General features: G+C 71.1%; 1 protein-coding gene. It reads left to right on the top strand.

Annotated features, from left to right (window positions below; genetic code table 11):
- The coding region (locus tag ATM97_RS05105) for a non-ribosomal peptide synthetase (RefSeq protein WP_218716775.1) at nucleotides 1-14,823 on the top strand (14,823 nt) is incomplete at its 5' end.
- Nucleotides 14,824-15,052 lie beyond the last annotated feature (229 nt).

Genomic DNA, 15,052 nt, shown 5'->3' with positions numbered 1-15,052 from the left:
GAGTTCTTCTGGCCCTTGCAGATCGGTGCGCGTTTGGTCGTCGCGAAGCCGGATGGTCATCGTGATCCGGCGTACCTGGCCGAGATCATCGCTGCCGAGGGCGTCACCACCGCGCACTTCGTGCCGTCGATGATGTCGGTGTTCGTGGCCGAGCTGGCCGAGTCCGCCGCCGTGGCGCTCGCCGACGGCTCCGCCGCCGCGAGCAGCCTGCGCTTGGTCTTCGCCTCGGGTGAGGCGCTGCCCGCGCCGACCGCCCAGCGGCTGCGCGCGCTCACCGGTGCGGCCCTGCACAACCTGTACGGCCCCACCGAGGCCGCGGTCGACGTCACCTTCCACGAGGTCACCGACGCCGACACCACCTCGGTGCCGATCGGCGCCCCGGTCTTCAACACCCAGGTCTACGTGCTGGATTCGCGCCTGCACCCGGTGCCGGTCGGCGTCCCCGGTGAGCTGTATCTGGCCGGTGTCCAGCTGGCGCGCGGCTATGTCGCGCGTCCGGACCTGACCGCCGACCGCTTCGTCGCCGACCCGTTCGGTGCCGACGGCGCTCGCATGTACCGCACCGGCGACCTCGTCGCCTGGACCGAGCACGGCGAGCTGGAGTACCTGGGCCGCACCGACTTCCAGGTGAAGCTGCGTGGTCTGCGCATCGAGCTGGGTGAGATCGAGTCGGCGCTCACCGCGCTGCCGTCGATCGCGCAGTCGGTCGTGGTCGTGCGCTCCGACGATCGTCTGGGCGACCAGCTGGTCGGGTATCTGATTCCGGCTGTGTCGGATCGGCGGCGTTCCCTTGACCCTGCGGGGTCACGCTCCGCTACCGCCTCCGGGCCCAGCGGTCACGCCGCGGAAGGTGCGAGCATCGATCTCGATGCCGTGCGCACCGAGCTCGGCGGCGCGCTGCCGACGTACATGGTGCCCACCGCGTTCGTGATCCTGGAGGCCTTCCCGCTCAACGCTTCCGGCAAGCTCGACCGCAAGGCGCTGCCCGCGCCGGTGTTCGAGGCCAAGGTGTTCCGCGCGCCCTCGACCCCGATCGAGGAGATCGTGGCAGGCACCTTCGGCGACGTGCTCGGGGTGACGCGGGTCGGCGCCGACGACGACTTCTTCGAACTCGGCGGCAACTCGCTGCTGGCCACCCAGGTCACCGCCCGCATCGGCGCGGCCCTGGACACCCAGCTCTCGGTGCGCGACCTGTTCGAGGCGTCCACGGTGTCCGCGCTCGCGGCCCGCGCCGAGCACAACGCCGGCTCCGGCCGGACCCGCCCGCGCCTGACGGCGGGGGAGCGGCCCGCGATCATCCCGCTCTCGCCCGCCCAGCAGCGCTACTGGTTCCTCAACCAGTTCGATACCTCGACCTCGGCCGTGGACAACATCCCGCTGGCCGTGCGCCTCACCGGCGAGCTTGACGTGCCCGCGCTCGAGCAGGCCATCGGCGACGTGTTCGCCCGGCACGAGATGCTGCGCACCACCTACCCGCGCTCGGCCGACGGCCCGCACCAGGTGATCCTGCCGATCGCGCAGAGCCGCGCCGTCGTCCACCACATCGAGGTCGACGAAGCCGATCTGCTCGGCACCGTCATCGAATTCGCGATGACCACCTTCGACGTCACCGAAGAGGTGCCGCTCAAGGTCGCGCTGTTCCGGCTCAACGAGACCGACCACGTGCTCGCGTTCACCGTGCACCACGTCTCCGCCGACGGCTCGTCGATGGGCCCGCTGGCCCGCGACATCATGGCCGCCTACGTGGCGCGCGTGCAGGGCGAGGCCCCGCAGTGGGCGCCGCTGCCGGTGCAGTACGCCGACTACGCGCTGTGGCAGCGCGAGGTCCTCGGCGACGAGACCGACCCGGAATCGCTGGCCGCCAAGCAGGTCGCGTACTGGAGCAAGGCCCTGGCCGACCTGCCCGACCAGCTCGAGCTGCCCGCCGACCGGCCGCGCCCGCCCGCGCAGTCGTTCCAGGGCAAGGCGATCCGCTTCGAGATCGACCCCGTGCGCCACGCCGCGCTGCACGAGCTGGCCAGGGCTAACAACGCCTCGCTGTTCATGGTCGTGCACGCCGCCCTCGCGGTACTGCTCGCGCGACTGTCGGGCACCGACGACATCGCCGTCGGCACCCCGATCGCGGGCCGTGGTGAGCGCGAACTCGACGACCTGATCGGCATGTTCGTCAACACCCTGGTGTTCCGCACGGCCGTCGACCCCGGCGCTACCTTCGCCGAGCTCCTCGCCGACGTGCGCGAACGCGATCTGGAGGCCTTCGCCAACGCCGACGTGCCGTTCGAGCGCCTGGTCGAGGTGCTCAACCCGGTGCGCTCGACCGCGCGCAACCCGCTGTTCCAGGTGGGCCTGTCGTTCCAGAACCTGGCCGACACCACCTTCGAACTGCCCGGCCTGACCGTCAGCGCCGTCGACTACGACTCGCAGCTGGCCAAGACCGACCTGCACGTCACCCTCTACGACCGCTACACCGACGACGGCGCACCCGCCCAGCTGGTCACCGAATTCGGTTACGCCATCGACCTGTTCGACGAGGCCACGGTCCAGAGCTTCGCCGACCGCTTCGTGCTGGTGCTCGACGCCGTCGCCGCCGACGCGTCCGTGCCGGTCGGCGACATCGACCTGCTCACCGAGCAGGAAGCCGCGCAGATCGTCACCGCGTGGAACGACACCGCGCACGCGATCGACACCGACGCCACCCTGGTGTCGTTGCTCGACGCGACCGTGGCGGCGACGCCGGACGCCGTCGCGCTGGTCGTGGACGAGCCGGAGTCCGACGTGAGCGCCGAGGGCGCCGGCTCCGCAGCGGGCGCCGCCGGCGTGGCGGGCACCCGCGTCGCCGGTGGACGTCGCGAGCTGACCTATGCCGAACTCGACGCCGAGGTCAACCGCCTTGCCCGGCACCTGATCTCGCTGGGTATCGGCACCGAGGACCGGGTGGCGCTGGCCATCCGCCGTTCCGCGGAGCTGATCATCGCGATGTACGCGGTGGCCCGTACCGGTGCCGCCTACGTGCCGATCGACCCCGATCAGCCCGCCGAGCGCACCGATTACATCCTCGAGACGGCCGCGCCCGCGATCGTGCTGACCACGGCGAACGCCGAATTCAGCACGGCGGCGGCCGACGTGCTCGTCCTCGACGAGCTCGATCTGAGCACTGTCAGCGCGGCCGCGATCACCGAGCGCCGTGGCGCCCTGGTGCCCGCGAACACCGCGTACGTGATCTTCACCTCCGGCTCGACCGGCAAGCCCAAGGGTGTGGCGGTCTCGCACGGCGCGATCGTCAACCAGCTGCTGTGGGAGACAGCCGAATTCGGTATCGGCGCCGACGACGCGATCCTGCTGAAGACGGCCGCGACCTTCGACCTCTCGGTGTGGGAGTTCTGGACCGCCGCCGTCGCCGGTGGCCGCCTGGTGGTCGCCACCGCCGACGGTCACCGTGACCCGGCCTACCTCAACGACCTGATGCGGGCCACCGCCGTCACCACGCTGCATGTGGTGCCGTCGATGCTCGACGCGCTCCTCACCGAATCCGGTGCGGCGCTGCCGCGCACGCTGCGCCGGGTGCTGGCGATCGGTGAGGCGCTGCCCGCGTCCACCGCGCAGCGCTTCCGCACCGCCAACGCCGCCGAGCTGTTCAACCTGTACGGCCCGACCGAGGCCGCGGTCTCGATCACCAGCCACGCGGTGACCGACGCCGACCAGGTGTCGGTGTCGATCGGCGCGCCGGAGTGGAACAGCCGGGTCTACGTGCTGGATTCCCGCCTGCGGCCGGTCCCGGTGGGTGTCTCCGGCGAGCTCTACCTCGCCGGTGCGCAGCTGGCCCGCGGCTACTACGGCCGCGCGGACCTGACCGCCGACCGTTTCGTCGCCGATCCGTTCTCCGCGCTCGGCGAGCGCATGTACCGCACCGGTGACCTGGTGGCCTGGAACGCCGACGGCGAACTGGACTACCGGGGCCGCACCGACTTCCAGGTGAAGATCCGCGGCTTCCGCATCGAGCTCGGCGAGATCGAGGCCGCGCTGCTGCGCCAGGACGGCATCACCTCGGCCGCGGTGCTCGCCCACACCGATCCGGTCGTCGGCGACCGCCTGGTGGCCTATGTCGTGGCCGGTGGGGAGTTCGACAAGCTGGCCCTGCGCACCGCGCTGGCCGCCGAGCTGCCCTCGTACATGGTCCCGACCGTGTTCCTGCGCCTGGACGCGCTGCCGCTGAACGCCAACGGCAAGCTGGACCGCAAGGCCCTGCCGGAGCCCGAGGTCGAGAAGGCCGTGTTCCGCGCGCCGGTCAGCCCGAGCGAGCAGCTCGTGGCCGCCACCTTCGCCGAGGTCCTGCGCCTGGGCGACCAGCCGCGACCGGCGGGCCAGGACGCGGTAGCGAAGCGTGACCACGCAGGGCACTCGGGCACGGCTGAATCCGGCACAGTCAAGCGCTTCGGCCTCGACGACGACTTCTTCGCCTGGGGCGGTAACTCGCTGCTGGCGACGCAGGTCGCCGCGCGCCTGGGCGAAGCACTCGACACCCGTATCCCCGTGCGCCTGCTGTTCGAGGCGTCCACGGTGTCGGCGCTGGCGCAGCGGATCGAGCAGCACGCCGAGACGGGTGATCGCAAGGCGCTCACCGCCGGTCCGCGCCCCGAGCACATCCCGCTCTCGCTGGCCCAGCAGCGCATGTGGTTCCTCAACCGCTTCGACACCCAGTCGGCGGCCTACAACGTGCCGGTCGCGGTCCGCCTCACCGGCGACCTCGACGTGGCCGCGCTGCGCGCCGCGATCACCGACCTGGTGTCGCGCCACGAGATCCTGCGCACGGTTTACCCGCAGACCGAAGCCGGTGCGGCACAGGTGATCCTGTCGCCCGCACAGGCCGCGCCGGAGCTGATCGAGCGCACCGTGGCGGCCGACGAGATGGAATCGGCCGTCGCGGAACTGATGTCGACCATCTTCGACGTCACCGTCGAGGTGCCGCTGAAGGTCGCGCTGTTCCGCGCCGAGAGCACCGACGCGGAACCGGCCGCGCCGGGCGCGGTCTTCGGGCCCGCCCGCACCGTCTCCGGCGACTTCGTGCTCGCCATGGTCGTGCACCACATCTCCGGTGACGGCTCCTCGGTCGCCCCGCTGACCCGCGACCTGATGACTGCCTACGCGGCCCGCTCCACCGGTCAGGAGCCCGGCTGGGCACCACTGGCCGTGCAGTACGCGGACTACAGCATCTGGCAGCGTGAACTGCTCGGCAGCGAGGACGATCCGGACTCGATGGCGGCCAAGCAGGTCGCGCACTGGAAGCAGGCCCTCGCGGACCTGCCCGATCAGCTCGACCTGCCCGCCGACCGTCCGCGACCGGCGGTGCAGACCTTCGCCGGCAGCAAGGTCGACGTCCAGATCGACGCCGACACCCACCGCGCGCTGGTCGAGCTGGCCCGCGCCGAGGGCGCGACGCTGTTCATGGTCGTGCACACCGCCCTCGCGGTGCTGCTGGCTCGTCTGTCCGGCACCGACGACATCGCCATCGGCACCCCGATGGCCGGTCGTGGCGAGGCCGCCCTCGACGACATGATCGGCATGTTCGTCAACACCCTGGTCTTCCGCACCAAGGTGGACGGCGGCGAGGCGTTCACCGAGTTGCTGGCTCGCCAGCGTGAGGACGACATCGCGGCGTTCGCCAATGCCGATGTGCCGTTCGAGCGTCTGGTCGAGGTCCTCAACCCGGTCCGCTCCACCGCGCGCCACCCGCTGTTCCAGGTCGGTCTGTCGTTCCAGAACCTGACCCGCGCCACCCTGGAACTGCCGGGCCTGACGGTGTCCGGCCTGGACATCGACTCCCAGCTGTCGCAGTTCGACCTGCACCTGATCGCCACCGACCGTTACGGCGACGCCGGTGAGCCCGAGGGTATTTCGGGCATCTTCACCTACGCCACCGATCTGTTCGATCACGCCACGGTCGAGGGCTTCGTCGAGCGGTTCGTTCGCCTGCTCGGCGCGATCGTCGCCACTCCGCGCACCACGGTCGGCGACATCGAACTGCTCGCACCGGCCGAACGCGCCCAGATCCTGGACGCCCGCAACGCGACCGCCTACCGGGTCGACACCGAGGCCACCCTGGTCTCGCTGCTCGACGCGTCGGTGGCCGCCGATCCGAAGTCGACCGCCCTGGTCACCGACGACGGCGCCCAGCTGACCTACGCCGAACTCGACGCGAAGGTGAACCGCCTGGCGCGGCATCTGATCTCGCTCGGCGTCGGTCCCGAGGCCCGCGTCGCGCTGGCGCTGCGCCGCTCGGTGGATCTGATCGTCGCCATGTACGCCGTCGCCAAGTCCGGTGGCGCGTACGTGCCGGTCGACCCCGATCAGGCGGCCGAGCGCACGAACTACATCCTCGAGACGGCGGCACCGGTCTGCGTGCTGACCAACGCCGAGGCCGAGTTCGACACCGCGGTCGCGCCGCTGGTGCGGATCGACGAGCTCGAACTCGACGAGGTCGGCGCCGCACCGGTTTCCGACGCCGAGCGCATCGCACCACTGCGGCCGGAGCACACCGCGTATGTGATCTTCACGTCCGGCTCGACCGGTCGCCCGAAGGGTGTCGCGGTGCCGCACGGCGCCATCGCCAACCAGCTCCAGTGGAAGCTGATCGAGTTCGGCATGGACGCCGCCGACGCGGTGCTGCTCAAGACCGCCGCCACCTTCGACCTCTCGGTCTGGGAGTTCTGGTCGGCCGCCGTCTGCGGTGGTCGCCTGGTGATCGCCTCGGCCGACGGCCACCGCGATCCGGCGTACCTGAACGAGCTGATGTCGCGCGAGTGGGTCACCACCCTGCACGTGGTGCCGTCGATGCTCGACGCGCTGCTTGCTTCGGGTATGCCCGATTCGCTGTGGCGGGTGCTCGCCATCGGTGAGGCGCTGCCGGGTTCGCTCGCGCAGCGGTTCCGCACCGCGTTCCCGCGCACCGAGCTGTTCAACCTGTACGGCCCCACCGAGGCCGCGGTCTCGATCACCTCGCATCGGGTGAACGCCGCCGATCAGGGCTCGGTCTCCATCGGTGGGCCCGAGTGGAACAGCCAGGTGTACGTGCTCGACGCGCGGCTGCGCCCGGTGCCGGACGGCGTCGCGGGTGAGCTGTACCTCGCGGGCGCGCAGCTGGCCCGCGGCTACTTCGGCCGCCCGGACCTGACCGCCGACCGCTTCGTGGCCAACCCGTTCACCCCCGGTACCCGCATGTACCGCACCGGTGACCTGGTGGCCTGGCACAACGGCGAGCTCGACTACCGCGGCCGCACCGACTTCCAGGTGAAGATCCGCGGCTTCCGTATCGAGCTCGGCGAGATCGAGGCCGCGCTGCTGGCGCTGCCCGAGATCGCCCAGGCCGCCGTCATCGCCAAGTCCGACCCCCGCACCGGTGATCGCCTGGTGGCGTACCTGGTGGGTACGGATATCGATGTGGCACAGGTGAAGTCGACGCTGGCCGCCGGGCTGCCGTCGTACATGGTGCCCGCCGCGTTCGTGGTCATGGACGCGCTGCCGCTCAACGTCAACGGCAAGCTCGACCGCAAGGCGCTGCCGGAGCCGGAGTTCGAGGCCCAGGCGTTCCGCGCGCCGTCCACCCCGATCGAGGAGATCGTGGCCGGCGTGTTCGCGGACGTGCTCGGCGTCGATCGCGTCGGCGCCGACGACGACTTCTTCGCCCTCGGCGGCAACTCGCTGCTGGCCACCCAGGTGGCGGCCCGCCTCGGCGCCGCCCTGGACAGCCGGGTGCCCGTGCGCCTGCTGTTCGAGGCGTCGACTGTCGCCGGTCTCGCGGTGAAGGTGGAGCAGGGCGCGGGCGCCGGTGGGCGACGCGCGCTGGTCGCCGGACCGCGTCCGGCGCAGGTGCCGCTGTCGCTCGCGCAGCAGCGCATGTGGTTCCTGAACCAGTTCGACACCAGCTCCGCGGTGAACAACATCCCGGTCGCCGTCCGCCTGACGGGATCGCTGGATGTCGAGGCGCTGCAGCTCGCGGTCGCCGACGTGCTGGCCAGGCACGAGACCCTGCGCACGGTGTACCCGTCGACCGACGGCACCCCGCACCAGGTGATCCTGCCGGTCGAGGGCAATGTCCCGGATCTGACGCCGGAAACCGTTGCACCCGAACAGGTTCGCGACAAGATCGCCGCGCTGATCTCCGCCGGCTTCGACGTGCTCGACGAAGTTCCGTTGCGCGCCGAGCTGATGCAGGTCGCCGATGACGAGTTCATCCTTGTCTTCGTCGCCCACCACATCAGCGCCGACGGCTGGTCCATGGGCCCGCTGACCCGCGACGTCATGGTGGCCTACGCCGCCCGCGCCACCGGCGAACGCCCGGGCTGGGCGCCGCTGCCGGTGCAGTACGCCGACTTCAGTGTCTGGCAGCGGGAGGTGCTCGGCTCCGAAGCCGACGCGACGAGCCTGATCTCCCAGCAGGCCGACTACTGGAAGCGCGCCCTCGCCGGCGTCCCCGACGAGCTGAACCTGCCGCTGGACCGGCCGCGTCCGAGCACGCAGTCCTTCGCCGGTGGCCGGGTGCTGTTCCCGATCGACACCGAGATCCACGCCGGACTCTCGGCCATCGCCCGCGAGCAGAACGCGACGCTGTTCATGGTCGTGCACACCGCGCTGGCGGTGTTCCTGGCGCGCATGTCGGGCACCGAGGACATCGTCATCGGTACGCCGATCGCCGGTCGTGGTGAGGCCGAACTCGACGACGTCATCGGCATGTTCGTCAACACCCTGGCCCTGCGCACGCAGGTCGGCGGCCAGCTCGGTTTCGCCGAGCTGCTGGCCCAGGCCAAGGAAGCCGATCTGGCCGCGTTCGCGCACGCCGACATCCCGTTCGAGCGCCTGGTGGAACTGCTCAACCCCGAGCGCTCCACCGCGCGGCACCCGCTGTTCCAGGTGGCGCTGTCGTTCGAGAACCTGCCCGACGCCGGCTTCGAGCTGCCCGGCCTGTCGGTCTCGGCCGTCGACTTCGACGTCGACACCGCCAAGTTCGACCTGCTGCTCACCGTGCGTGAGGCGCAGGCAGGCGACACCGGCGCGGCCGGCGCCTACGCCGAGTTCTCCTACGCCAGCGATCTGTTCGACCAGTCCACGGTCGAGAAGTTCGCGCAGCGCTTCCAGCGCCTGCTCGCCGAGGTCGTCGCCGACACCACCACCCCGGTCGGCGATCTCGAACTCCTCGACGCGGTCGAGCGGACCGAACTGCTCACCCGCACCGGCGGTCCCGCCGCGTCGACGAGCACCCTGCCCGAGCTGCTGGCCCAGGCCGTCGCGACCAACCCGGACGGGCAGGCGATCGTCGCGCCCGGCGAGCCGGTCGATGCCGGGTTCGCCCGCGCGCTCGCCATGGGCAGCTCCGGCGACGAGGACGCGCTGGCCGGGACGGCGGGGTCCGCGCTGACCTACGCCGAGCTCGACGCGGCGTCCTCGCGCCTGGCCCGGGTGCTCATCGCCCGGGGCGCGGCACCGGAGACGGTCGTCGCCATCGCTATGCAGCGTTCGCTGGACACGACCCTGGCCATCTGGGCCGTGATCAAGTCGGGTGCCGCGTTCCTGCCGGTCGACCCGAAATACCCGGCCGAGCGCATCGCGCACATGATGTCGGACTCCGGTGCGGCACTGGGCATCACCGTGTCGGCCGAGGTCGACCATCTGCCCGCGCCCGCGCTGGACGAGTGGCTGGTCCTCGACGACGCGGTGCTGCGGGCCGAGGCCGGCAGGCAGTCCGCCGCGCCGATCACCGACGCGGACCGTCGGGGCGCCGTTCGTTCCGGCAACACGGCCTACATGATCTACACCTCCGGCTCGACCGGCCTGCCCAAGGGCGTCGTGGTCAGCCACACCGGTGTGGCCAACTTCGCCGCCGCCCAGGTGGCGCAGTTCGGGCTCGGCTCCGAGGCGCGCACCCTGGCGTTCGCGTCGCCGTCGTTCGACGCGTCGATCCTCGAGTTCCTGCTCGCGGTCGGCTCGGCGGGCACGCTGGTCATCACGCCGGTCGGCGTGGTCGGCGGCGAGGAACTGGCCGAGATCATCGTGGGCCAGCAGCTGACCCACGTGTTCCTCACCCCGCTGGTCGCGGCGTCGATGGAACCCGCGGCACTGGCCGGACTGGAAGCGCTGATCGTCGGTGGCGACAAGGCCCCCGTCGACCTGGTGGCGAACTGGCACAGCGCGGGCACCGACCCGGCGCACCACCGGTTCTACAACGCCTACGGCCCGACCGAGGCGACCATCGCGACCAACCTGTCCGACCCGCTGCTGCCCGGCGACACCATGAACATCGGTGGGCCGATCGCGGGCGCGACGGTGTTCGTGCTCGACAACCGCCTGCGCCCGGTCCCGGAGGGCGTGGCCGGTGAGCTGTACCTGGGCGGCGTCGCCCTGGCTCGCGGCTACCACGCGCGCCCCGGCCTCACCGCCGAGCGCTTCGTGGCCAGCCCGTACGCCGGGTCCGACGGCGAGCGCCTGTACCGCACCGGTGACGTCGTCGCCTGGCGCACCGTCAACGGCCGGTCCGTCGTGGAGTACGTGGGCCGCAACGACTTCCAGGTGAAGATCCGTGGCTTCCGTATCGAACTGGGCGAGATCGACGCGGTCCTGACCGCGCACGACGACGTCGAGTTCGCCGCCACCATCGGCCGCACCACCGACGCGGGCGCCACCATCCTGGTGTCCTACGTGCGGGCGACCCCCGGTGCGGCCGCCGACCCGGCCGCGCTGGTCGAGTACGCGGCACAGCAGCTGCCCGCGCACATGGTGCCCGCCGCCGTGATGGTGCTCGACGAGATCCCGCTGACCCCCGCGGGCAAGCTGGATCGTCGCGCCCTGCCCGAGCCGGTCCTCGCTCCGCGCGAGTTCCGCACGCCCACCAGCGAAGTCGAGGCGATCATCGCCACCGTCTTCGCCGAGGTGCTCGGCGTCGACGCCGTCGGCCTGGACGATTCGTTCTTCGCCCTCGGCGGTGACTCGATCCTGTCCATCCAGCTGGTCTCCCGCGCCAAGGATCGCGGCGTGCTGTTCAAGCCGCGCGACGTGTTCGAGAAGCGCAGCGTGGCCGGCCTGGCCGAGATCGCCGTGCTCGCGGGCGATTCCGAGCAGATCGTGCTCGAGGAACTGCCGGGCGGCGGTGTCGGTGACATCCCGATGCTGCCGATCATGCGCCAGATCCTGAGCAGCGGCTCCACCTACGACCGGTTCTCCCAGTCGATGGTGCTGCGCCTGCCGGAGAACATCACCGAGGAAGTCCTGCACGCCACCATCGGCGCGGTCTTCGACCACCACGATGTGCTGCGTTCGCGGGTCGCCCGCGCGGAGCGACCGGCGGGCCCGGAGGGGGCAGCGGGGCGTCACCACGCAGGGCACTCGGGAGCGGAGCAATCCGACACCGCTGCCGAGAACGGCTGGGTCTTCGAGGCATTGGCGCCCGGCGAGGTCGACGTGACCGCGCTGGTGCGGCGCGTCGAGGTGGCCGGCGAGGTCACCGACGAGCAGCTGTCCAAGCTGGCCAGCGTCGAATACGACGAGGCCATGGGCCGACTCGATCCGGCGAACGCCGCCATGGTGCAGTTCGTCTGGTTCGCCTTCGGTGAGAACGCCGACGGCCCGCGCCGTCGCGACGCGCTGCTCATCGTCGGCCACCACTTCGTGATCGACGGCGTCTCCTGGCGCATCCTGATCCCGGACCTCGGCATGGCCTGGGGCCAGATCGCGGCCGGTCAGCCGGTGACGCTGCCCGCCAACGGCACCTCGATGCGGCGCTGGGCGCACAGCCTGGTCGAGCAGTCGACCGAGCGCCGCGCGGAACTGCCGTTCTGGCGCGAGGTCTCGGCCACCGCCGATCCGCAGCTGGGCGCACGGGCGTTCGACCCGCGGGTCGATACCTTCGCCACCGTCGACCGGGTGCAGGTCACCCTGTCGCCGGAGGTCACCGACGCGGTGCTCACGGCCATCCCCGGCCTGTACCACGGTGGGGTCAACGACGGTCTGCTCACCGCGCTGGCCCTGGCCGTCTCGCGGTGGCGCGGTGACGAATCCGGTACCGCGGCGCTGATCAAGCTGGAGGGCCACGGCCGCCAGGAGGAGATCGTCGCCGGTGCCGACCTGTCGCGCACTGTCGGCTGGTTCACCACCGCCTTCCCGGTCCGCCTCGACCTGGCCGGTGCCGACCTCGACGACGCCTTCGCCGGCGGCGCCGCGCTCGGTGCCGTGATCAAGTCGGTCAAGGAGCAGATGCTGGCCGTGCCCGACAAGGGCATCGGCTACGGCATGCTCAAGTACCTGACCGGTGAAGGTGCTGATCTGCCGTCCGTCGGCCAGATCAGCTTCAACTACCTCGGTCGCGCGACGGCGGGCGAGATCCCCGCCGAACTCGCCGAACTCGGCTGGGTGCCGGTGGCCGACCTGGGCCAGCTCGACGCCGAGATGGACCTGGACATGCCCGCCAACGCGACGCTGGACATCAACGCCATCGTCAACGACGGCGACGAGGGCCCGCAGCTGGGCGCGAACATCGCGTTCCCGACCGGGCTGCTGACCGTCGACCAGGCCCAGGAGTTCGCGGATCTGTTCGTGGCCGCGCTCACCGCGCTGGCCACCCACGCACAGCGGGTGGACGCGGGCGGTTTCACCCCGTCCGATATGCCGCTGGTGCGGGTGGAGCAGTCCGATATCGAGCTGTGGGAAGGCCACTACCCGGCGCTGTCGGAGATCTGGCCGCTCTCGCCGCTACAGGCGGGCCTGATGTTCCACGCCATGCTCAGCTCGGCGACCGTCGACGTGTACACGGTGCAGGCCGTCCTCGACCTGACCGGCACGCTCGACACCGAGCGGCTGCGGCGCGCGGCCCAGGCCGTGCTCGACCGGTACCCGAACCTGCGGACCGCCTTCGTCACCGACTCGGCCGGGCAGCCGGTGCAGGTCGTGATGTCGGAGCTCGAGGTGCCGTGGCGCGAGGTCGACCTGACCGACCTGCCCGCCGACGAGCGGCTGCCGCGCATGCAGCAGCTGCTGGTCGCCGACCGCGCCGACCAGTTCGACATGGCCACGGCCCCGCTGATCCGCTTCGGCCTCTACAAGACCGACGAGGGCAAGTCCCACCTGGCGATCACGGTGCACCACATCCTGATCGACGGCTGGTCCATGCCGCTGCTCATGCGCGACCTGCTGGTCCTCTACGCGGTGCACGGTGACCTCACCGCGCTGCCGCGCGTGGCCTCCTACCGCAACTTCCTGTCCTTCCTCTCGGGCTGGGATCGCGAAGTGTCGTTGCAGGTCTGGGCCGAGGCGCTGGCGGGGGTCGAAGGCCCCACCCAGCTGGCGCCCGCGCCGCGCACCGAGGAACGCTACGAGCTCGGCAAGGTCATCGTCGAGATCGACGCCGATCGCACCAGGGCACTCGGCAAGTTCGCCGGTGAACTCGGTGTCACCGTGAACACGCTGCTGCAGACCGCGTGGGGCATCGTCGTCGGCCGCCTCACCGGGCGCGACGACGTGGTGTTCGGCGCGACCGTGTCCGGCCGCCCGGCCGAACTGCCCGGCGTCGAGTCGATGGTCGGCCTGTTCATCAACACCCTGCCGGTGCGGATCCAGATCGACGACCGGATCAGCGCGGAGGAGTTGACCAAGCGGGTCCAGGCCGAGCAGGCCGACCTGCTCAGCCACCACTTCGTCGGTCTGTCCGACATCCAGCGGGTGGCGGGCGCTGGCGCGGCCTTCGACACGCTGCTGGTGTTCGAGTCCTACCCGATGGACAAGGACGCAGTCACCGCGGCGAGCTCGATCGACGGCATGCAGGTCACCGGTGTCGGCCTGGACGACGCCACCCACTACCCGCTCACGCTGGTGGTGATGGCCGAGGCCACCATCGAGATCACCATGCGCTACCTGCGCAGCACCTACACCGAGGACGAGGTCCGCACCCTGTCCGCCCGACTGCTGCGGGTGCTCGACGAGCTGCTCGACAACCCGACCGGCCTGGTCGGCGACATCGACATCCTCGACGCGGGCGAACGCGCGCAGTTGCTCGCCGAATCCGGGGTGACCGCGGCGGTGTCGGCTCCGGTCGCCACCACGGGTGTCGGCGCGCAGACGGTGGCCAAGGTGCTCGCCGAGGTCGTCGAGGCGGATCCGCAGGCCCCCGCCCTGCTCCGCGGCGACAGCGAAATCGCCTACAGCGCATTGGATCGCAAGTCCTCGCAGCTGGCCCGCGTGCTCATCGCGCGCGGTGCGGGCCCCGGCGACATCGTCGCGATCTCGCTGCCGCGCAGCGTGGACTCCGTGCTCGCCGCCTGGGCGATCCAGAAGGCGGGCGCCGCGGTCCTGTTCGCCGGCGAACTGTCCGGTGTCGAGATCGCCGCGACCGGCGCGGCCTACGGCATCAGCGACGCCCCCGTCGCCGGTGTCGCGGGCGAGTGGCTGATCCTGCCCGACGTGGACGCCGAGATCGCCGCCGCCGCGGCGCATCCGGTCTCCTACGCCGACCGGGTCCGCCCGCTGTCCGAAGACCACCCGGCCTTCGTGCTGCCCGCGGCCGAGGCGATGTCGACGCTCACCCAGAGCGCCGCGCTCGCCCTCGCCGACACCCTGCGCGAGACCCACGGCATCGACTACGAGTGCACCACCTTCACCACCCACGCCTCCGGCCCGGCGGCCATCCAGGAATTCCTGGCCGCCGTCACGGCGGGCGCCCTGTCGGTCCTCCCCGACGGCCCGGTCGCCGACGACCTGGCCGACGGCGAGGTCACCCACTGGTTCGTCGCCTCCGGCGACCCGACCGAGGCGGCCGACGGCGAAGTCACGGTGATCGTCGCCGAGTAGCGCTGCCCGGCTGCTCGCCTACCGCGTTTCCCCGGTAGGCGAGCAGCCGCACCATTTCCCTCTGTCCGACCCGCCGCGGACCTCACGCGCCTGCGATATCCAGGGTGTGACCTGCGGTCTTGCGTTCCGAAATGTGCGGAACGCGGAACCGGGATAAGGTCCGGTTCTCACCGGGAAAAACAGGAAGGGAGCGGTTGCCATAACGCTTCGGATTTGGCTGAGCAGTGCA

It is taken from the genome of Nocardia sp. MH4 (genome assembly GCF_019266065.1).
Classification (GTDB): domain Bacteria; phylum Actinomycetota; class Actinomycetes; order Mycobacteriales; family Mycobacteriaceae; genus Nocardia; species Nocardia canadensis.
Note: the sequence above shows the minus strand (reverse complement) of the source record. Positions and strands in the feature narration are given on the sequence as shown.